Annotated in this window: 21 protein-coding genes; 12 read left to right on the top strand and 9 right to left on the bottom strand. The window is 68.2% G+C overall.

Features of this window, described 5'->3' with window-relative positions:
• Positions 1-50: 50 nt before the first annotated feature.
• Together ACE3SG_RS11010 and ACE3SG_RS11005 are read left to right on the top strand one after the other, a co-directional pair.
• Positions 51-545, top strand: coding sequence for an Lrp/AsnC ligand binding domain-containing protein (locus tag ACE3SG_RS11010; RefSeq protein ID WP_329718860.1), 495 nt, complete (start codon positions 51-53; stop codon positions 543-545).
• 224 nt (positions 546-769) lie between these two features.
• On the top strand, positions 770-1,099 hold the full coding sequence (locus tag ACE3SG_RS11005) for a hypothetical protein (RefSeq protein WP_374564949.1): 330 nt from the start codon (positions 770-772) through the stop codon (positions 1,097-1,099).
• A gap of 17 nt (positions 1,100-1,116) precedes the next feature.
• Here ACE3SG_RS11005 and ACE3SG_RS11000 read toward each other — a convergent pair whose 3' ends face one another.
• Complete coding sequence (locus ACE3SG_RS11000) at positions 1,117-1,818, bottom strand: YggS family pyridoxal phosphate-dependent enzyme (protein ID WP_374565263.1); 702 nt, start codon at positions 1,816-1,818, stop codon at positions 1,117-1,119.
• A gap of 93 nt (positions 1,819-1,911) precedes the next feature.
• Here ACE3SG_RS11000 and ACE3SG_RS10995 point away from each other — a divergent pair, with 93 nt between their 5' ends.
• The 4 genes from ACE3SG_RS10995 to ACE3SG_RS10980 all read left to right on the top strand — a co-directional run bounded on the left by ACE3SG_RS10995 (position 1,912) and on the right by ACE3SG_RS10980 (position 5,864).
• Positions 1,912-2,955: a type IV pilus twitching motility protein PilT gene (locus ACE3SG_RS10995; protein ID WP_374564948.1), complete on the top strand. Its 1,044-nt coding sequence runs from the start codon at positions 1,912-1,914 to the stop codon at positions 2,953-2,955.
• A gap of 34 nt (positions 2,956-2,989) precedes the next feature.
• Positions 2,990-3,664 (top strand): cyclic nucleotide-binding domain-containing protein, encoded by a 675-nt coding sequence (locus ACE3SG_RS10990; RefSeq protein WP_374564947.1) that lies wholly within the window; start codon positions 2,990-2,992, stop codon positions 3,662-3,664.
• Between the two features lie 34 nt (positions 3,665-3,698).
• Positions 3,699-4,835: a PilT/PilU family type 4a pilus ATPase gene (locus ACE3SG_RS10985; protein WP_374564945.1), complete on the top strand. Its 1,137-nt coding sequence runs from the start codon at positions 3,699-3,701 to the stop codon at positions 4,833-4,835.
• Positions 4,836-4,976: 141 nt separating this feature from the next.
• A complete protein-coding gene (locus tag ACE3SG_RS10980) occupies positions 4,977-5,864 on the top strand; it encodes an NAD(P)-dependent oxidoreductase (protein WP_374564943.1) in 888 nt (295 codons plus the stop codon).
• A 39-nt stretch (positions 5,865-5,903) separates the two neighbouring features.
• On the opposite strand, the gene ACE3SG_RS10975 is transcribed toward ACE3SG_RS10980, so the two are convergent.
• From ACE3SG_RS10975 to ACE3SG_RS10965, 3 genes are all read right to left on the bottom strand, one after another.
• Positions 5,904-6,530: a BON domain-containing protein gene (locus ACE3SG_RS10975; RefSeq protein WP_374564942.1), complete on the bottom strand. Its 627-nt coding sequence runs from the start codon at positions 6,528-6,530 to the stop codon at positions 5,904-5,906.
• A gap of 47 nt (positions 6,531-6,577) precedes the next feature.
• Positions 6,578-7,186: an SIS domain-containing protein gene (locus ACE3SG_RS10970; RefSeq protein ID WP_374564941.1), complete on the bottom strand. Its 609-nt coding sequence runs from the start codon at positions 7,184-7,186 to the stop codon at positions 6,578-6,580.
• 65 nt (positions 7,187-7,251) lie between these two features.
• A complete protein-coding gene (locus tag ACE3SG_RS10965) occupies positions 7,252-7,677 on the bottom strand; it encodes a YraN family protein (protein WP_374564940.1) in 426 nt (141 codons plus the stop codon).
• Between ACE3SG_RS10965 and rsmI the strand changes: the two genes are divergently transcribed.
• Positions 7,676-8,623: a 16S rRNA (cytidine(1402)-2'-O)-methyltransferase gene (gene rsmI / locus ACE3SG_RS10960; protein WP_374564938.1), complete on the top strand. Its 948-nt coding sequence runs from the start codon at positions 7,676-7,678 to the stop codon at positions 8,621-8,623. The genes ACE3SG_RS10965 and rsmI overlap by 2 nt on opposite strands.
• A gap of 8 nt (positions 8,624-8,631) precedes the next feature.
• On the opposite strand, the gene ACE3SG_RS10955 is transcribed toward rsmI, so the two are convergent.
• Entirely contained in the window at positions 8,632-9,048 is a 417-nt protein-coding gene (locus ACE3SG_RS10955; RefSeq protein ID WP_374564937.1) for a hypothetical protein, read from the bottom strand.
• Between the two features lie 132 nt (positions 9,049-9,180).
• On the opposite strand from ACE3SG_RS10955, the gene tldD reads away from it, so the two are divergent.
• On the top strand, positions 9,181-10,644 hold the full coding sequence (gene tldD, locus ACE3SG_RS10950; protein WP_374564935.1) for a metalloprotease TldD: 1,464 nt from the start codon (positions 9,181-9,183) through the stop codon (positions 10,642-10,644).
• Between the two features lie 22 nt (positions 10,645-10,666).
• Here the strand turns inward: tldD and ACE3SG_RS10945 are convergent, their stop codons facing one another.
• The 3 genes from ACE3SG_RS10945 to ACE3SG_RS10935 all read right to left on the bottom strand — a co-directional run bounded on the left by ACE3SG_RS10945 (position 10,667) and on the right by ACE3SG_RS10935 (position 14,546).
• Positions 10,667-11,434: a hypothetical protein gene (locus tag ACE3SG_RS10945; protein ID WP_374564934.1), complete on the bottom strand. Its 768-nt coding sequence runs from the start codon at positions 11,432-11,434 to the stop codon at positions 10,667-10,669.
• Positions 11,435-11,535: 101 nt separating this feature from the next.
• The gene (locus tag ACE3SG_RS10940) at positions 11,536-12,897 is read right to left on the bottom strand and encodes a hypothetical protein (protein ID WP_374564933.1); all 1,362 of its coding nucleotides are present in this window, start codon (positions 12,895-12,897) and stop codon (positions 11,536-11,538) included.
• Positions 12,898-13,148: 251 nt separating this feature from the next.
• A complete protein-coding gene (locus ACE3SG_RS10935; protein ID WP_374565262.1) occupies positions 13,149-14,546 on the bottom strand; it encodes a sulfatase in 1,398 nt (465 codons plus the stop codon).
• A 311-nt stretch (positions 14,547-14,857) separates the two neighbouring features.
• Between ACE3SG_RS10935 and ACE3SG_RS10930 the strand changes: the two genes are divergently transcribed.
• Entirely contained in the window at positions 14,858-15,994 is a 1,137-nt protein-coding gene (locus ACE3SG_RS10930; protein ID WP_374564932.1) for a 3-deoxy-7-phosphoheptulonate synthase, read from the top strand.
• Positions 15,995-16,013: 19 nt separating this feature from the next.
• On the opposite strand, the gene ACE3SG_RS10925 is transcribed toward ACE3SG_RS10930, so the two are convergent.
• Positions 16,014-16,610, bottom strand: coding sequence for a cob(I)yrinic acid a,c-diamide adenosyltransferase (locus tag ACE3SG_RS10925; protein WP_374564931.1), 597 nt, complete (start codon positions 16,608-16,610; stop codon positions 16,014-16,016).
• Positions 16,611-16,726: 116 nt separating this feature from the next.
• Here ACE3SG_RS10925 and ACE3SG_RS10920 point away from each other — a divergent pair, with 116 nt between their 5' ends.
• The 3 genes from ACE3SG_RS10920 (at position 16,727) to ACE3SG_RS10910 (ending at position 19,045) form a co-directional block, all read left to right on the top strand.
• Entirely contained in the window at positions 16,727-17,092 is a 366-nt protein-coding gene (locus tag ACE3SG_RS10920; RefSeq protein WP_374564929.1) for a YciI family protein, read from the top strand.
• Between the two features lie 147 nt (positions 17,093-17,239).
• Positions 17,240-17,653, top strand: a complete 414-nt coding sequence (locus ACE3SG_RS10915) for a YciI family protein (RefSeq protein WP_374564928.1) — start codon at positions 17,240-17,242, stop codon at positions 17,651-17,653.
• Between the two features lie 75 nt (positions 17,654-17,728).
• A complete protein-coding gene (locus ACE3SG_RS10910; RefSeq protein WP_374564927.1) occupies positions 17,729-19,045 on the top strand; it encodes an RNA polymerase sigma factor in 1,317 nt (438 codons plus the stop codon).
• The last annotated feature ends 6 nt before the right edge of the window (positions 19,046-19,051 follow it).

Here is a 19,051-nt window from a genome sequence, read left to right as displayed (position 1 = left end):
TTCCTGAAAAAGATTCGGAGTTCCCAGCCTGTGACGAAGTTTTCTCAAGCATGCAGCCCACGATAAACGACCAAAGCCTCGCCGAACGCGGGCTCGACAAGATCGATCTGAGAATCCTGCGCGTTCTACAAAAGGACGGACGGATCAGCAACCTGAAATTGGCCGAGGAGGTGCATTTGTCGCCCACCGCGGTGCTCGAACGGGTCAAGCGCCTGACGCGCGACGGCTTCATCCTCGGCTATGAAGCCCGCCTGAACCCGCTCAAGCTGGGCGCCGGGCTGATGGTCTTCGTCGAGGTGCTGCTGGACCGCACAGTGCACGACGTGATGGACAGCTTTCGCGCGGCCGTGCAGGTGCGGCCCGAGATCCTCGAATGCCACCTGGTCGCCGGCGGCTTCGACTACCTGCTGAAGACCCGGGTCTCGGACATGGCCGCCTACCGCAGCTTTGTCGGCGACGTGATCTGGTCGCTGCCGGGCGTGCGCGAAACCCGCACCTACGCGGTGATGGAAGAAGTGAAGAACAGCACGTCGCTCAGTTTCTGAGCCGGCGGTCATAGGGGCCTTGGCCGCTTCCGAGCGGCCATGCGCATCCCACTCGGCGGGCGGATGGCACCTGGCAGCCTGCAAGGCGCGGCGGTTTTCGCCACCGGCGAGCCCCATTTTGGGGGGGTACCCCTCCCTCATGCGGGCGATGGCGCGGGGGGTGGGGTCTGGCGGACGATCTCGTTCATGCCGGCTGAACCGGCGAACCATACGAGGGAACCGCCGTGACCAGCCCCGCCATCCACCTTGCCGCCCACCTGCGCCTGCCGCCTTTCCTGTCGCGCCTGCCGATCGAACGCCCGGCCCCGCGCGGCTGGCCGGCCTGGTTGCCAGCCCCGGCCAACCGACCCGACGACGTGGCGCTGCAGACCGGGCATGAGCCGACGGTCTCGATCGACGAGCTGCCGCAGACCCTGGGCGTCGAGCCGATGCTGCCCGGCCCGGTGGCCGCCGGCGGCTGGTACGACTCGAGCCTGGACCTGAAGCTCGGCCTCGAGGTGCAGGACCTCGGGCCGGTCGAATGGCTGGACGAGTCGGACGGCGTGTTCGCCTGAAACGCTGCCCGCGGCGGCTACCCGCGGGCGCCGAAGATGGCGCTGCCCACGCGCAGCAGCGTGGCGCCTTCGAGCACCGCCGCCTCCAGGTCGGCGCTCATGCCCATCGACAGGGTGTCCAGCGCCAGGCCTTGATCCCGCAGGGCCACGAAGGCCTCGTGTAGCCGCCGGTGCGGCACCCGCTGCGCCGCCAGGCCGTCGACCGGCTCGGGGATCGACATCAGCCCGCGCAGCCGCAGCCCCGGTAACGTTGCCACGGCCTGCGCCAGCGCCGGCAGCTCGTCGAACATCACGCCGCTCTTGCTGGCTTCGCCGTCCACATTGACCTGCAGGCAGATGTTCAACGGCGGCAGGTTCGCCGGCCGCTGGGCCGACAGGCGTTCGGCGATCTTCAGCCGATCCACCGTATGAACCCAGTCGAAGGCCTCGGCCACGACCCGTGTCTTGTTCGATTGCAGGGGGCCGATCAAATGCCATTCGAGTTGGGGCCGCAAATCAGCCAGCGCTTCGATCTTGGTCAAGGCCTCTTGCACATAGTTCTCGCCAAATGCGCGCTGACCGGCGGCCGCGGCCGCGCGCACCGCGTCGGCCGGGCAGGTCTTGCTGACCGCCAGCAACGTGACATGCTGTATCGGCCGTTGGCACTCGGTGCAAGCACGGTCGATCCGGTGCCGCACTTGGCGTAAGTTCTCAGCGATACTGCCCAGGTTCGTGCCCATCATTGCCTGAGCATAAGACACGAGCATCGGGCACCAGGCCGCGCCCCCATCGGCCACCTGGTGTCACCTCGAGACAAGCCGCCCTAACTGCCCATGGACATCACCCAGCTGCTGGCCTTTTCGGTGAAAAACAAGGCATCGGACCTGCACCTGTCAGCCGGTCTGCCGCCGATGATCCGCGTGCATGGCGACGTGCGCCGCATCAATGTCGACCCCATGACGCACAAGCAGGTGCACGCCATGGTGTACGACATCATGAACGACACCCAGCGCAAGCAGTATGAAGACACGCTCGAATGCGACTTCAGCTTCGAGGTGCAGGGCCTGGCGCGCTTTCGCGTCAACGCGTTCCACCAGAACCGCGGCGCGGCCTCGGTGTTCCGGACCATTCCGTCGAAGATCCTGACGCTGGCGAACCTGAACTGCCCGCCCGTCTTTGCCGACCTGGCGCTGAAGCCACGCGGCCTGGTGCTGGTGACCGGGCCGACCGGCTCGGGCAAGTCGACCACGCTGGCCGCGATCATCGACCACCTGAACGAGAACGAGTACGGCCACATCCTGACGCTGGAAGACCCGATCGAGTTCGTGCACGAATCGAAGAAGTGCCTGATCAACCAGCGCGAGGTCGGCCCGCACACGCTGAGCTTTTCGAACGCACTGCGCGCCGCGCTGCGCGAAGACCCGGACGCGATCCTGGTCGGCGAGCTGCGTGACCTGGAAACGATCCGCCTGGCGCTGACCGCGGCCGAAACCGGCCACTTGGTGTTCGGCACGCTGCACACGTCCAGCGCCGCCAAGACGATCGACCGCGTGGTCGACGTCTTCCCCGCGGCCGAGAAGGACATGGTGCGCGCGATGCTGTCCGAGTCGATGCAGGCCATCATCTCGCAGACGCTGTGCAAGACCAAGGACGGCAACGGGCGCGTCGCAGCGCACGAGATCATGCTGGGTACCGCGGCCATCCGCAACCTGATCCGCGAGAACAAGATCGCGCAGATGTACTCGTCGATCCAGACCGGCCAGAACCTGGGCATGCAGACGCTGGACCAATGCCTGGCCGAGCTGGTGCGACGCAACGTGATCAGCAGCGCCGAGGCACGCGTGAAGGCGAAGTTCCCGGAGAACTTCCCCGGCTGAGGCCGCGGGCGGCGGGATCGAGGAGAGACAGCACATGACAGTCGGTGGCTTCCTGTTCCGGTGGTGGCGGCCGGCCAAGCCGAAGCCGGTGGCTCGGCAGCGCGCCGACGATTCGGGTTTCTATGCCACCCAGTTCGTCGACCGCCACGACGACGCGCGCCGCGTCGCCTCGTGGAAGCAGCGCCCGGTCGACATGCGCGAGCGCAAGCACGACGAATCCAGCGGCATCAACGCGCTGGTGCGCCTGTTCAGCCACGACCGTGCGATGGCGGCGCTGGGGCCGCAGCAGCTGCAGGCGCTGGCCAGGCAACTGGACTACGTCGAGCTCGACGCCGGCAAGCGAATCTTCAGCCAGGACGAGCAAGGCGACTACCTGATGATCGTGCTGCAAGGCGCCGTGGCCGAAGAACGCGCGCAGCCCTCGGGGGCCAAGGTGCGCCTGGGCGAGGTTCGCGCCGGCGAGGTGCTCGGCGAGCTGTCGGTGATCGACGGCGGCACGCGCCTGAGCTCGTGCACGGCGCTGACGCCCGTTCACCTGGCGGTGCTGGCCCAACCGACGCTCGACCGCCTGCTCGAAGAAGAGCCGCGCCTGGCCGCCGCGCTGCTGGGCTGGCTGGCCAAGCGGCTGTCGCTGCGCCTGCGCCAGGTCAGCGCCCGCGTCTCGGTGCTGCTGTCCCGCATGCCCGCTGCCGCCGAACCGCCGCGCTGAGCCGGCCACCTTTCCTGTATTTCGGAGATCCACCATGGAACGCGACCAGGCCTCGAAATTCGTCAGCGACCTGCTGCGCCTGTTGGTCACCCGCAACGGCTCGGACCTGTTCCTGACCGCCGACTTCCCGCCCGCGATCAAGGTCGACGGCAAGGTCAGCAAGGTGTCGCCGCAGCCGCTGTCGGGCGCCCACACGATCACGCTGGCCCGCGCGATCATGAACGACAAGCAGGCCGCCGAATTCGAACGCACCAAGGAGTGCAACTTCGCGATCTCGCCGGCCGGCATCGGGCGCTTTCGCGTCAGCGCCTTCATGCAGCAAGGCCACGTCGGCATGGTGCTGCGGACGATCCCGGCGCACATCCCGACCGTCGACGAGCTGGGCCTGCCGACGATCCTGAAAGACATCGCGATGACCAAGCGCGGCCTGGTCATCATGGTCGGCGCCACCGGCTCGGGCAAGAGCACCTCGCTCGCGGCGATGGTCGACTGGCGCAACGAAAACGCGCAAGACCACATCATCACCGTTGAAGACCCGGTCGAATTCGTCCACCCGCACAAGAACTGCATCATCACGCAGCGCGAGGTCGGCATCGACACCGACGACTGGGACATCGCGCTGAAGAACTCGCTGCGCCAGGCACCGGACGTGATCCTGATGGGCGAAGTACGCGACCGCAAGACGATGGAGCTGGCGGTCGCCTTTGCCGAAACCGGCCACTTGTGCATGGCCACCCTGCACGCCAACAGCGCCAACCAGGCGCTGGACCGGATCATCAACTTCTTCCCCGAAGAGCGGCGCGACCAGCTGCTGATGGACATCTCGCTGAACCTGAAGGCGATGATCTCGCAGCGCCTGATCCCGCGCCAGGAGGGCAAGGGCCGCCGCGCCGCGGTCGAGATCATGCTGAACACGCCGCTGATGGCCGATCTGATCTTCAAGGGCCAGGTGGGCGAGCTGAAAGAGCTGATGAAACGCTCGCGCGAACTCGGCATGCAGACCTTCGACCAGGCGCTGTTCGACCTCTACGAAGGCCAGGTCATCTCGTACGAAGACGCGCTGCGCAACGCCGACTCGGTCAACGACCTGCGGCTGCAGATCAAGCTGAACAGCCAGCGCGCGCGGGTGTCCGATCTGTCGGCGGGGACGGAGCATCTCACGATCGTTTAGCCCTCACGCCCCCTGCCGGGGGCTGCCCCCCGAGGGGGCTCGCGCAGCGGCCCGGCGCAGCCGGATCCGCGCACGCCACTTGGGGGCGGCGGCTGCTGCGCAGCGCCGCGATGGGCTTCACTTCATGCACGGAGCATTTGAATGAAGACGTACGAACCGATTGCGCCGCGGCGCGTGGCCTTTCTTGGTTTGGGTGTGATGGGTGGGCCGATGGCGGCGCATCTGGCGGCGGCGGGGCATGCGGTGACGGTCTACAACCGCACGGCGGCGAAGGCGCAGGCGTGGGTGGCGGAGAACGGCGGCGCATCGGCGGGCATGCCGCGTGCGGCGGCCGAGGGCGCCGAGTTCGTGTTCGCCTGCGTGGGCAATGACGACGACTTGCGGGCGGTCGCGCTGGGGCAGGACGGCGCATTCGCCGGCATGGCGCCGGGGGCCATCTTCGTCGATCACACCACGGCGTCGGCCGACGTGGCGCGTGAGCTGCACGCCACCGGCCTGCAACATGGCATCCACTTCGTCGACGCGCCGGTATCGGGTGGCCAGGCGGGCGCCGTGAACGGCCTGTTGACCGTCATGTGCGGCGGCGATGCGAAGCCTTTCGACGCGATGAAGCCGGTGGCGATGGCCTACTCGCGGGCGGTGACGCTGCTGGGCACCAGCGGTGCGGGCCAGCTGGCGAAGATGGTCAACCAGATCTGCATCGCCGGGCTGGTGCAAGGCCTGGCCGAGGCGATCGCCTTCGGCCAGAAAGCCGGGCTCGACATGGCCGCGGTGCTCGACGTGATCGGCAAGGGCGCCGCCCAGAGCTGGCAGATGGACAACCGCGGCAAGACCATGGTCGAAGACAAGTTCGACTTCGGCTTCGCGGTCGACTGGATGCGAAAAGACCTGGGCCTGGTGCTCGACGAAGCCCGCCGCACCGGCGCCCGCGTACCGGTGACCGCCCTGGTCGACCAGTTCTATGCCGACGTGCAGGCCCAGGGCGGCGGGCGTTGGGACACGTCGAGCCTGATCCGGCGCTTGAAGTGAGCGCTTGGCGCGCCTCGGTGGCGCGCCAGGGTCTCGCGGCTACTTCTTGGCCTCGAGCGCCTTCAGCTCGGCGTCGCTGATCATCTCGAACACCCGCACTACCTTCTGCACCCCGCTGACGGTGCGGGCCACCTCGGCGGCCTTGTCGGCTTCTTTCTCGGTCACCCGGCCCATCAGGTACACGGTGCCGCGCTCGGTGACGACCTTGATCGCGTTGGCCTGGACGTTGCCGTTGTCGATGAACGCGGCCTTGACCTTGCTGGTCAGCAGCGCGTCGTTCGAGCGCGCGGTCAGCGAGCTGAAGCCCATCACCGCGGCCTCGTTGACGGTCGAGCGCACGTTCTCGATCGCGGCGATGGCCTTTTCGGCGGCTTCGCGGTCAGCCTCGGACGCGACCTCGCCGGTGATCAGCACGAGTCGGTTGTAGCTGGTCACGTTCAGGTGGGCGCGCTCGCCCAGCGCCTCTTTCAGGCGCGGGCCGGCCTTGAATTCGATCGCCTGGTCTTCCAGCTGGGCGCCCGAGGTACGGCGGTCGTTGTAGAGCAGCGCGCCAGAGGCGACCGCGCCCCCGATGAGCAGTGGCGCGCAGGCGCTGGTCAGCGCCGTGGTGACAGTGGCCAGGGCCAGCGTGGCCAGCAGGGAAATACGTCGAGGCATGGTGGTCATGGTGAATGCAGGTTGAAAGCGGTCGATGACAGGCAGAGTCGTTCGGCTCAGCTTGGTTCGGCATCGCCCAGCAGTTGAAGATCGATCGCGTCGCACAGCGCATGCAGCACCAGCAGGTGCAGCTCGTGCACGCGGGCCGGCCGCTCGTGCGGCACGGCGATCCAGACATCGGTTTCGCCCAGCAGGGTCGGCAAGGCCGAGGCCTCGGCCGCGGGGCCGCTGAGCAGCACGACGCTCATCTCTTTGGCATGGGCCTCGCGCACGGCAGCCAGCAGCGCCGCGTCTTCGCCACCCGCACTGCAGGCCAGCAGCAGGTCGCCCGGCTGCCCCAGCGCGCGCACCTGCAGCGCCAGGCCCAAGGCACTGTCGCCGGCCAGTTCGCCGGTCGCCTGCAGGGGCTGCGCCAGGCTTGGGCCCAGCGCCAGCGCGGCCAACGGCGGGCGTTCACGTTCGAAACGCAGCATCAGCGCCGAGCACAGCCACTGCGCCAGCATCTGGCCGCCGCCCTGGCCACAGGCCAGCAGCTTGCCGCCCGACGTGAGGCACCCGACGGCCGCCTGCGCCGCATCGGCAATCGGGCGCGCCAGGCCGTCGGCCACCTGGTACATCAGGTCGGCACATTCGAAAAACTGCTGCTGGATACGGGCTTCGAGCATGGGCGCCGATGATAAGGGGCCGGCCCTGTGCTGCCGTGACGGCCACGCCGGGTCAGGGCCCCGGCTCAGGCCGCGTCGAAGGCCGCGCGCAGCCAGGTCAGCTCGTCGCCATCGATGGCCACCACGTCGAAGCGGCACGGCGGCAGGCGCGGCAATCTCGCCAGGTAGTGCTGGGCAGCGTAGACCAGCCGGGCCTGCTTGGCGGCCGAGACACTGGCCGCCGCGCCACCGGCCTCGCGGCTGCGGCGGGCGCGCACCTCGACAAAGACCAAGGTGCCGTCGCGGTCGCGCAAGATCAAGTCGACCTCGCCGGCGCGCCGCGACGGGCCCCGCGCGACCCGATAATTGCGCTCGACCAGCTGCAGGCCTTGCTGCAGCAGATGGGCCAGCGCCCGCGCTTCGCCGCTGGCGCCGGTGGCCTGCCGGCTCGTGGCCGGCGCCCCTTCCGCCGAGGCGGCCTCCACGCGCTTGGGCTTGGACTTGAAGAACATGCACTCCCCTTCCCCGCTTGCGCTGACGCAGGCCGCCGCCCAGGTGGCGGGTGGCCAGCATTACCCGGTGTCCGCGCTGTACGTGGTGGCCACGCCGATCGGCAACCTGGCCGACTTCAGCCTGCGCGCGGTGCACGTGTTGGCGCTGGTCGATGCGGTGGCCTGTGAGGATACCCGCGTCACCGCGGGGCTGATGCGGCACCTGGGGCTGGACAAGCCGCTGATCGCGCTGCACGAGCACAACGAGCGCAGCGCCAGCGAACGCGTGCTGGCGCGGCTGGCTGCGGGTGAGCGGGTGGCCTATGTCAGCGATGCCGGCACGCCGGCCGTGTCGGACCCGGGGGCGGTGCTGGTCGAGCAGGCGCGGGCCGCAGGCTGGCGGGTGCTGCCGATCCCAGGCGCCAGCAGTGTGGTGGCGGCGCTGAGCGCGGCCGGGCATGCCCCATCCGGCACGAACGACAGCGCGGCGTTTCACTTTGCGGGCTTCCTGCCGCCCAAGGGCGCCGAGCGGCTCGCGGCGCTGGACGCCGCACTGGCCCAGCCCTGCGCTTGCGTGCTGTTCGAGGCACCCCATCGCGTGGCCACCCTGTTCGACCAGCTGGCCGAACGTGCACCCGCGCGGCGAGTGACGGTCTGCCGCGAGCTGACCAAGCAGTTCGAACAGATCGAGACGCTGGACGCCGCCGCGCTGCCCGCCTGGCTGGCGGCCGACCCGGTACGGGCCAAAGGTGAGTTCGTGCTGGTGCTGCACGCGGCCCCCATCGCCCCCACGGCCGAGGGCGACGACGCCGTCAGCGACGCCGCGCAGCGCACGCTGACCGTGCTGCTGCGCGAGTTGCCGCTGAAGCAGGCCGTGGCCTTGGCGGCTGAGATCAGCGGCGCGCCGCGCAACGCGCTGTATGCGCGCGCGCTGGCGGGCAAGCGCTCAGACAGCGACGCTGGCTGAGCCGCCGCTCACTGGACCGGCTTGGGGTTCGTCGGCACCGAAGGCGTTGCCGGCTTGGTGGCGCCGTCGTGCTTCTGACGGTAGATGTCCTTGTCGGCACGGTGCTGCATGCGGCGGATGTGCTGACGCTCCTGGGTCGACACGCTGCCATCGGCGGCGGCCTTGTTCTGCGCCCGATCGACCGCCTTCTGCTCGGCGTGCAGGCGCTGGGCCTCACGCTTGGTGATCTCGCCCGACTGTTTGCCGGCGACGATCCGGTCGTGCTGGTTCGCCTCGTGCTTGTTGATCACCGGGGTGTTGGTGCCACGCGGCACCGGCTCGGTGGTCGGCACCGAGGGCGGGACAGGGGTCGGCGCGGCTTGGGCAAAGCTGGTGGCAGACACGGCCGTCAGTGCGGCGGCAGCGAGGAAATGGCGCAGGTTCATGTTGATCCTTTCGTGGTCGGTCGCCGATCGGCGGCACCACCCCACAACGTCGGCCGCTAGCGCCGCGCCGACCGCCGAGTGCAAAGCCATGTAAAGCAAACGTGACGAGGCGGCACTGCCTACAATCGGCCGATGATCGCCCGCGAACCCACCCTCGAGCGCCTGGGCGTTGCCCAAGGCCTGTTGCTGGACCCTTACCAACTCAGCGAGACCACGCTGGCGCGGGCACTCGGCGTGATCGCCGAACACCGGGTCGACGACGCCGACCTGTATTTCCAGTACACCCGCCACGAGGGCTGGAGCCTGGAAGAAGGCATCGTCAAGAGCGGCAGTTTCTCGATCGACCAGGGCGTCGGCGTGCGCGCGGTGGCGGGCGAGAAGACCGCCTTCGCCTACTCCGACGACATCTCCGAGGCGGCCTTGTTCGACGCGGCCCGCACGGTGCGCGCGATCGCCGCAGCGGGGCAAAGCAAACGCATCAAGGTCGGCGGGCCGACCAAGGTGGCCGGCAGCCGCACGCTGTACGCGCCGATGGACCCGATCGCGACGCTGGACAGCACGCAGAAGGTGGCGCTGCTGGAGCGTGTCGAAAAGATGGCCCGCTCGCGCGACCCGCGCGTGGTGCAGGTGATGGCCGGCCTGGCCGCCGAGTACGACGTGGTGATGGTCGCCCGCGCCGACGGCACCCGCGCCGCCGACGTGCGGCCGCTGGTGCGCCTGTCGGTCACCGTGATCGCCGAACAGAACGGCCGGCGCGAGGTCGGCTCGGGCGGCGGCGGCGGCCGTTTCGGCTTGGGCTACTTTCAGGAAGCGCAGCTGGTCGAGTATGTCGACCAGGCCGTCAACGCCGCGCTGACCAACCTCGAATCACGCCCCGCCCCGGCCGGCGAGATGACCGTGGTGCTGGGTTCGGGCTGGCCGGGCGTGATGCTGCACGAGGCGGTCGGCCACGGCCTTGAGGGTGACTTCAACCGCAAGGGCTCGTCAACCTTCTCGGGCCGCATCGGCCAGCGTGTCGCCGCCAAGGGCGTCACCGTGCTCGACGACGGCACGATCGCCGACCGGCGCGGCTCGCTCAACATCGACGACGAAGGCAACCCGACGCAGCGCAACGTGCTGATCGAAGACGGCATCCTGCGCGGCTACATGCAAGACAGCATGAATGCGCGCCTGATGGGCGTGAAGCCGACTGGCAACGGCCGCCGCGAAAGCTACGCCCATGTGCCGATGCCGCGCATGACCAATACCTACATGCTGTCGGGCGACCGGACCAAGGAAGAGATCGTCGCGAGCATCAAACGCGGCCTGTACGCGACCAACTTCGGCGGCGGCCAGGTCGACATCACCAGCGGCAAATTCGTCTTCTCGGCCTCCGAGGCCTTCTGGGTCGAGAACGGCAAGGTCCTCTACCCGGTCAAGGGCGCGACCCTGATCGGCAACGGCCCCGAGGCGATGACCCGCGTCAGCATGGTCGGCAACGACATGCAACTCGACACCGGCGTCGGCACCTGCGGCAAGGACGGCCAGAGCGTGCCGGTGGGTGTGGGGCAGCCGACGCTGCGCATCGACGGGATCACGGTGGGCGGGACGGCCTGAAGCCAGGCACCCCGCGGGTCGGTCAACCCCTGCTCGGGGCAGAACTGCCGACCTTGTTGAAATCACGCTCCCAGCCCACCTGTTCGCGCAGCGTCGTGGCGGGCGCGCCGCCCACCATCGTGTGGGCAGGGATGTCGTGCACCACCAGGGCGCCGGGCTGCACGATCGCGCCGTCGCCGATGCGCACGCCTGGCATCAGCATTGCGCGGCGCTGCACCAGCACATGCCGGCCCAGGTAGGTGCGCCGACGCTCGCCGTTGATCAACTCGCCGCTGATCTGGTCGATGATCGGGTGCGGATCGTTGCACTGGATCAGCACATCCTCGATCAGCTGACAGTCCTCGCCGATCACCAGATCGGCGTGGTTGACGATGATCCGCGACTGGCCGATGGTCGCGCGATCGCCGATGAACACGGTAGGCCGGCGGAACAGCTGCATGCCGACACGCACGTTGGTGTCGACACCGACAAAGACCTTGATGCCGTCGTCGCCCAGCGTCAGGTTGAGTTGCCCCTTGGGGCTGAGCGCCGTCAGGTGCACCCCGCTGAAGTGCTTCTTGCCGCCATGGATCGTCAGTTTGAACGGCGCCTGCGCCGGCTCCATGTCCTCGGCCACCGTCAGCACGCAGGTGTCGTCGAACATGGCCCCCAGGCCGCTGCCCTGCGGCGTGTTGCGCAGCAACACACTGCGCAGGCGCTTTTCGTTCGACAACGGCGCATGGCGAACCAGCGACGGCGGCAGCGGCATCAGGCGGAGCAAGGGCTCCAGCAGCAAAGGTTGGTCGAACATGGCAGGCCGCGGGAAGGGTCCAGAAACAGCGAAGCCCACCATCACGGCAGGCTTCGGCATGATAAGTGAGGCGCCCGCGCGGACGTGGCCGTGCAGCCCCCTCAGCCTTGGGGCCCGACGTACAGGCTCTTGAAGCCACCGCCGATCTGCACCCGGTGGTCGCTGTCGGGGTTGTAGACCTCTTGCCCCACGTGGCCGGACAGCAGCACCCAATCGTCGCGACGGTTCCAGCCGCTGCCCCAGACCTTGGCCAGTTGGCCTTCGGTGAGCGTCGACATGTCGACCCCCAGTTGGCGCGCAGCCACGATGCGCAGCACGTTGGCCAGTTGGTCGAAGCCGATCGTCACGTCGAACGTGCGGCCCGAGAACGCCTGGTGCTGGGTGGCCGACCCCTGCGACACGAACAGCGGCAGCTTGGTCTTCGAATCGGCCGTGATCGTGCCGCTGGCATAGATCGGACCATCGACGATCGGAATGCCGCCTTGCGCGGGGTCGAACCAGACATCGCCGTTCTTGAACCAGCTCACCTGCGACCAGTCACTGACGCCTGAGCGAGCAATCGCGGTGTTGAACAGGTACTGGATTTGGCAGGGCTGGCCGGATGTTTCCTTCATGCAGCTGCGGTTCAGGAAGGTGGCCATCATCTGCTGCTTGACCTGCACCGCCTGGCTGCCGGTCGTTTCGAGCTGCACGGCGCCCAGGCTCTGCACACTACGCACCCGCGCCGACGCGCTGCCGGTCCAGGGCTGCAGCGGATCGGCCGCGCCCCACGCCTGGCGGAAGTTGATGAAGGTGCCGGTGATGAACGCATTGGCGCCGGCGCCGTTCTGGCCAGCAGCGCCATAGGGGCCGAAGAACGGCGTCGCGCCGTCGTCTTGCTTGCCGGAGGTGGTCAGCATGCCGACCGCACCGGCGTTGTCGTCGGCATTGACGAACACGGCGGACGCACCGTCGCGATCCTGCGCCTGGCTGTCGCATCCACCGGCGTGGCCGGACGGTGTCCAGCGCAGTGCCGGCAGCGCTGCGGCGTGGGGCAGCGTGGTCAACCCCGCCACGCGAGCCAAGCGGCTGTCGGACAGCGCGGTCAACGGGCCCTCGGTGCCCCCGGCGCAGCCCTGGGCCTGGCCAAAGAACATGATCTTCAAGCCTGGCTTCAGCGCCGTCTTCGGGTCGTTCGGGTTCCAGGCGGCGAACAGGGCACTGCCCCCCGAAATGCGATCAAGGGCCCCGGCAGCGGCCAGTGCCGAGGTGGGCCGGAAGTACAGCGCATCAGGGCCGTCCTGGGGCGTGGGGCCGGTGCTGCCGCCATCGTCGGGAGGCGGCAAGGCGCCGCCATCGATACCACCGGTGCCGCCACCCGTGCCGACATCGGTGCCACTGCCCGTCGGCGCCTGGTCGGCCCCCGCGCCGCCACCGCCGCCACACGCAGCGACCAGCAGTGCCACAGCGAAGATCGATGCCAAACCTGCCTGCCTTGGTGCTGCCGCAGAGAAAGAACCCGTGTTGTACCCGAACGCCTGCATGGCCAACCCCTTGCCTGTCGCGCGGCGCCATCGCGGCCACGCATGCGGGTTGTTTCGGTCGCTCGGAGCAAGGCTTGAAGCGGAAAAGACAGCCTTTCGGGCCTGCTTTTACGCCTCAAGTCGGTCAGCTCGGTGTCGATATGGGGCTGGAGAAATCCGGTCCCCACCCGCGAGGGGCGGATGGGGATCGCTCAGGGCTTGGGCGGCATCAGCGCATCCAACTGCGCCATCAGGGCCTCGTGCAGGCCGTCCGAGGCCAGGTTGTGCAGTTCGCCCGGGTCATTGCGCTCGTCGTACAACTCGCGCTCCCCGCTGGCATAGCGGATGTAGCGCCAGTCCGCGGTGCGGATCGCATGGTCGTGCTGATCCTTGGTGGTCAGCACCGGGTGGTCCCATGGCAAGCTGGGGTTGGCGATCAGCGGGTTCAGGCTGATGCCATCCATCGCATAGGCCGGTGCCACGCCGCAGCGGTCGAGCAAGGTCGGCGCCAAGTCACGCAGGCTCACGCACGCGTCAATGCTCACGCGCGCGGTTTGGCCCGGCATGCGAATCAGCAGCGGCACACGGGTGGCGCGCTCCCACAGCGCCAGTTTCTGCCAGTGGAACTTCTCGCCCAGGTGGAAGCCATGGTCACTCCAGACGACGACGATCGTGTTGTCGGCATACGGGCTGGCATCCAATGCAGCGATCAGGCGCGCGAGCTGCGAGTCGACCCACGTGATGCTGGCCAGGTAGGCCTGCACCGCATCGGCCCACAGGTTCTGGCTGGTGATGCAGTTGTGGAAATTGAACTTCAGCGCGGCCGCCTTGCCTGCCGCGCCAAGGTCATCCAGGTCGTCCGGCGGGGCCGGTGGCAGGACCAGCGTATCTTTTGGATACATGTCGAAGAAGCGCTGAGGCACATACCAGCCCACATGTGGCCTGGCAAAGCCCACCGACAAGAAGAACGGCTTGTCGTGCGCGGCATTGAGGAAGTCGATGCCGGACTGCGCATACTGGTAGTCGGGCTGGGCAGCATCGCCGTTGGGCGCGGGGCCCCAGTCGAACGCCCCTTCACCAACCGGCGCCGGGCACACCTTGTTCGCGTAGGGCATCGTTGCCGGCAAGGGCTGGGCGACGTGGGTCGAATAGATGTGGTCGACCTTGCCATAGCGCTGCTTGATGTAGCCCGCGGTGGCAAACATGTCGTCGACCTGCTTCTTGCCCGGGTTCACCCCGAGAAAGGTCTGATCGAGGTAGTAGACCCCCGTGTGCTCGACCGACAAGCCGGACAGCACGTTGGCACGTGACGCCGAGCACACCGGGGCATTGCAGTAGGCCCGCGAGAAGACCGACGACCGCCCAGCCAGCGCGTCGAGTGCCGGGGTTTTCACCTGCGGGTGGCCACCCAGGAACCCCACCCAGTCGTTCAAGTCGTCGATCGAGACGAACAGGACGTTCGGTGGCGGTGGCGGTGGCGGTGGCGGTGGCGGTGGCGGTGGGGGTGGGGGTGGGGGTGGGGGTGGGGGTGGCGGTGGCGGCGGCGGTGGTGGCGTATTCCCATGGGGCTCCGAATCGCCCCCACCACCACATCCAGACACGGCGGCCATCAACGCCGCCAAATGCAACAACACACGCCGCTTCACCACCATCGCTCCCACTTAGAACAAGCGGCGGAGCATATCGAAGCCGTGGCAGGCTCAACCCATGCTACATTTAGATTTACACATGCGAGCTCAACGATTTTTCTTTGCGTACTTTTGGTTCTCGCCCCGTCAGGCGGCTGGAGAGGCAATCGCGCGCAACTGAAAGAAACAGCAAAGCAAGCGAAACACCCCAAAAGACCGCCGGCGACCCCGGCGGTTTTTTTTCGCCGGGCCGGCCTCTCCCGCATCGACGACAACGCCCTGGAAAGACGACGATGAACGCCAAAGCCACCGCCACCGCAACCTCGCACGACCACGCCCGCTCGGGGCTGGTGCTGAGCGAGCGCACCAGCGAAACCGACGACCAGCGCATCGAGGACGTCACCCCGTTGCCGCCGCCCGAGCACCTGATCCGCTTCTTTCCGATCGCCGGCACGCCGACCGAGAAGCTGATCAAGCACACCCGCAGCGCGGTGCGCCACATCATGAATGGCAAGGACGACCGACTCCTGGTCATCATCGGCCCTTGCTCGATCCATGACCCGGCCGCGGCGCTGGAGTACGCGCGCCGCCTGGCCCCCGAACGCGCGCGTTTCGCCGACACGCTCGAAATCGTGATGCGGGTCTACTTCGAGAAGCCGCGCACCACCGTCGGCTGGAAGGGGTTGATCAACGACCCCTACCTCGACGAGAGTTACCGGATCGACGAAGGCCTGCGCATCGCGCGCCAGTTGCTGGTCGAGATCAACCGGCTCGGCGTGCCGGCCGGCAGCGAGTTCCTCGACACGATCAGCCCGCAGTACATCGGCGACCTGATCAGCTGGGGCGCGATCGGCGCGCGCACCACCGAAAGCCAGGTCCACCGCGAGCTCGCCTCAGGCCTGTCGGCGCCGATCGGCTTCAAGAACGGCACCGACGGCAACCTGAAGATCGCCTGCGACGCGATCCAGGCCGCGGCGCGGCCGCACCACTTCTTGTCGGTGCACAAGAACGGCCAGGTCGCGATCGTCGAGACCAAGGGCAACAAGGATTGCCACGTGATCCTGCGCGGCGGCCGGCTGCCGAACTACGACGACGGCAGCGTCACGGCGGCCTGCCAGGCGCTGGTCGAGGCCAAGCTGAACCCGGCGCTGATGGTCGACTGCAGCCATGCCAATTCGAGCAAGCAACACCAACGCCAGATCGACGTCGCGAAGGACATCGCCGGCCAGCTGCGTGCTGGCAGCCGCCGCATCTTCGGCGTGATGGTCGAGAGCCACCTGGTGGACGGGGCCCAGAAATTCACCCCCGGCAAGGACCAGCCGGGCGCCCTCGCCTACGGCCAGAGCATCACCGACGCCTGCATCGGCTGGGACGACTCGGTCGGCGTGCTGCAGGTGCTGAGCGACGCGGTGAAGGCGCGCCGCGTCTGAGCCGCCGCGGGCTTCGCGTTCAGGCGGCGCCGTCGGGCTCCGCTTGGTTCGCTTTCAGCAACCGCTCGCTGTGCCAGTAGACATCGTCGCCGCCCAGTCCGTCGAGGTTGGCCCGGTTCAGCACCCGCGCCAGCACGAACAGCAGGTCCGACAGCCGGTTCAAGTACTGGCGCGGCGCGGTGTTCACCGCTTCGATCGCCGCCAGCGCCACCACGGCCCGCTCGGCACGGCGGGCGATCGTGCGCGCCACGTGGGCGATCGCGGCACTTCGCGTGCCGGCCGGCAGGATGAACTCGGCCAGCCGCGGCAACTGCGCGTTGTAGTGCGCCAACGCCTGGTCCAGCCGCAGCACCGCGTCGGCCTTCAGCAGCTCGTAGCCCGGAATCGACAGCTCGCCGCCGAGGTTGAACAGCTCGTGCTGGATCGTGATCAGCAGCTCGCGAATGTCGTCGGGCAGCGGCTCGGCGAGCAGCACACCGAGCTGCGAGTTCAGCTCGTCCACATCGCCCATCGCGGCGATGCGCAGGTGGTCCTTGGGGACGCGCTGCCCATCACCGAGCCCGGTCGTGCCGTCGTCACCCGTGCGGGTGGCGATCTGGGAAAGTCGATTGGCCATGGGCCGAGTGTAGATTGCACGATTGGCCTGGCCCGCGTTGGTGTGAATTCGACATGGTCAAATCGACCGATCGGCTTCGCCGCCGAGCTCACCATCCAGCCTCAGGGAGTGTTGCCATGCGCTACATGCTGTTGATCGTCGAACCCACCGGCCAGCGCGAAACCCGCACCCGCGCCGAGGGTGAAGAGGCATACGCCCGCATGCGCCGGTTCGGCGACGCGTTGCAGGCCGAAGGCAAGCTGCTGGCGGTGGAGTCGCTGGCCGCGCCAGCCCGGGCAACGCGGGTGCAAGTGCGCAAGGGCCAGGCCCAGTTGCTCGACGGCCCGTTTGCCGAAGCCAAAGAAATGGTCGGCGGCTTCTACCTTGTCGATTGCGCTGGGCCCGAGGAGGCGCTGGAGATCGCCCGCCGCTGCCCAGCCGCCGAGTGGGCCACGGTCGAGGTGCGCCCGGCGGCGCCGTGCTTCGAGGAATCGAACGCCTGAGGCCCGCGCCGGCGCGGCCACCCGCGACCGCGGCACTGCCCGCCGCTCTGAACGCCATGAGCTACTTGGCCCCGGCTTGTCGAATTGGGCCCGCCCGCTTCGTCGTGCTGGTGTACGCCACCATTTGACAGACTCAGGAGAACGACGATGCGGTTCATGATCATGGTGCGGGCCAACGCGATCAGCGAATCTGGAGCGATGCCCGATGAGGGCCTGATGGCCGCGATGGCCACCTACCACGAGCAATTGGCCAAGGCGGGCGCGCTGCTCGATGCCAATGGCCTGAAGCCCAGCGCCCAAGGCTGGCGCGTGCGCTACCAGAACGGCCGCCCGACCTTGGTCGACGGCCCGTTCACTGAAACCAAAGAGCTGATCGCCGGCTACACGCTGATCCAGACCCGCTCGCGCGAAGAGGCCATGGAATGGGCGCGGCGCTTCCCGGCCCCCCTCGGCGCCGAGATGGACTGCGAGATCGAGGTGAGACCGTTGTTCGAGCTGGACGACTTTGCGCCCAACGAAGCGGTGCAGCGCTTCAAGGAGATGCAGGTCGACGACCGCTGACCTTGCGAAGCCTCCGATGCCCACCCAGATCTGGACGCTGACCTGCAGGGCCCCGAACGCGGCGCCGCCGTTGGCATGACCGCCCCGACCCAAGCGGCCACCCACCGTGCGATCGACGCGGTCTGGCGCATCGAACAAGCGCGCATCGTGGCCGGCGTCGCACGCATGGTGCGCGACATCGGCCTGGCCGAGGAGCTGGCGCAGGACGCGCTGGTCGCCGCCCTCGAACACTGGCCGAACGACGGCGTGCCGGCCAACCCAGGAGCCTGGCTGATGACCACCGCCAAGCACCGCGCGCTCGACCGCCTGCGCCGCGACAAGAACCTGGCGGCCAAGCTGGAACAGATCGGCCTCGACCTTGAGGCGCGCGAAGCGCTCGTCGTGCCCGACTTCGTCGACGCGCTGGATGCCGCGCGGCAGGACGACATTGGCGACGACCTGCTGCGCCTGGTCTTCACCGCCTGCCACCCACTGCTGTCGCCCGAGGCGCGGGTGGCGCTGACGCTGAAGCTGCTGGGTGGCTTGACCACGGCGGAGATCGCCCGTGCCTACCTCGTGCCCGAGCCGACGATCGCCCAGCGCATCGTGCGGGCCAAGCGCACTTTGTCGGAAGCGCGCGTGCCCTACGAAGTGCCCCGCGGTGAGGAGCTGGGACCGCGACTGGCCTCGGTGCTGGAGGTCGTCTACCTGATCTTCAACGAAGGCTACACCGCGACCGCCGGCGATCACTGGATGAAGCCGCCGCTGTGCGACGAAGCCTTGCGACTGGCGCGCATCCTGGCCGAGTTGGCGACCGAAGAACCTGAAGCGCACGGCCTGACGGCCCTGCTCGAGATCCAGGCCTCGCGTACCGCCGCTCGCACCGATGATCAAGGCCGTCCGGTGTTGCTGGCAGACCAGAACCGTGCCCGTTGGGACCACCTGCTGATCCGGCGTGGCCTGGCCGCGCTGGCCCGTGCGGAACAGCTCGCCGCGCGGCGGGCGCGCCCGCTCGGCCCCTATGCGCTGCAAGCAGCGATCGCCGCCTGCCATGCCCGCGCACCCACCGCTGAGGCCACCGATTGGACGCGCATCGCCGCGCTCTACGACGCCCTGGCCCAGGTGATTCCGTCACCGGTGGTCGAACTGAACCGCGCCGTCGCCGTCAGCATGGCCTTCGGCCCGGCAGCCGGCCTGGCCATCGTCGACACCTTGGTCGACGAGCCTGCGCTGAAGAACTACCACTGGCTGCCCGCGGTGCGCGCTGACCTGCTGGTGAAGCTGGGCCGCCGCGAACTCGCCTGCGCGGAATTCCTGCGTGCGGCCGGGTTGGCGAAGAACGAACGGGAGAAGGCGTTGCTGAACGAGCGGGCAGCAAACACGGCATCCCATGAAAAAGCCCGGCCGCATTGAGGGCGG

The sequence above is a fragment of the Ideonella sp. genome (genome assembly GCF_041914305.1).
Classification (GTDB): domain Bacteria; phylum Pseudomonadota; class Gammaproteobacteria; order Burkholderiales; family Burkholderiaceae_C; genus Ideonella.
This window is presented reverse-complemented; position numbering and strand designations above follow the sequence as displayed.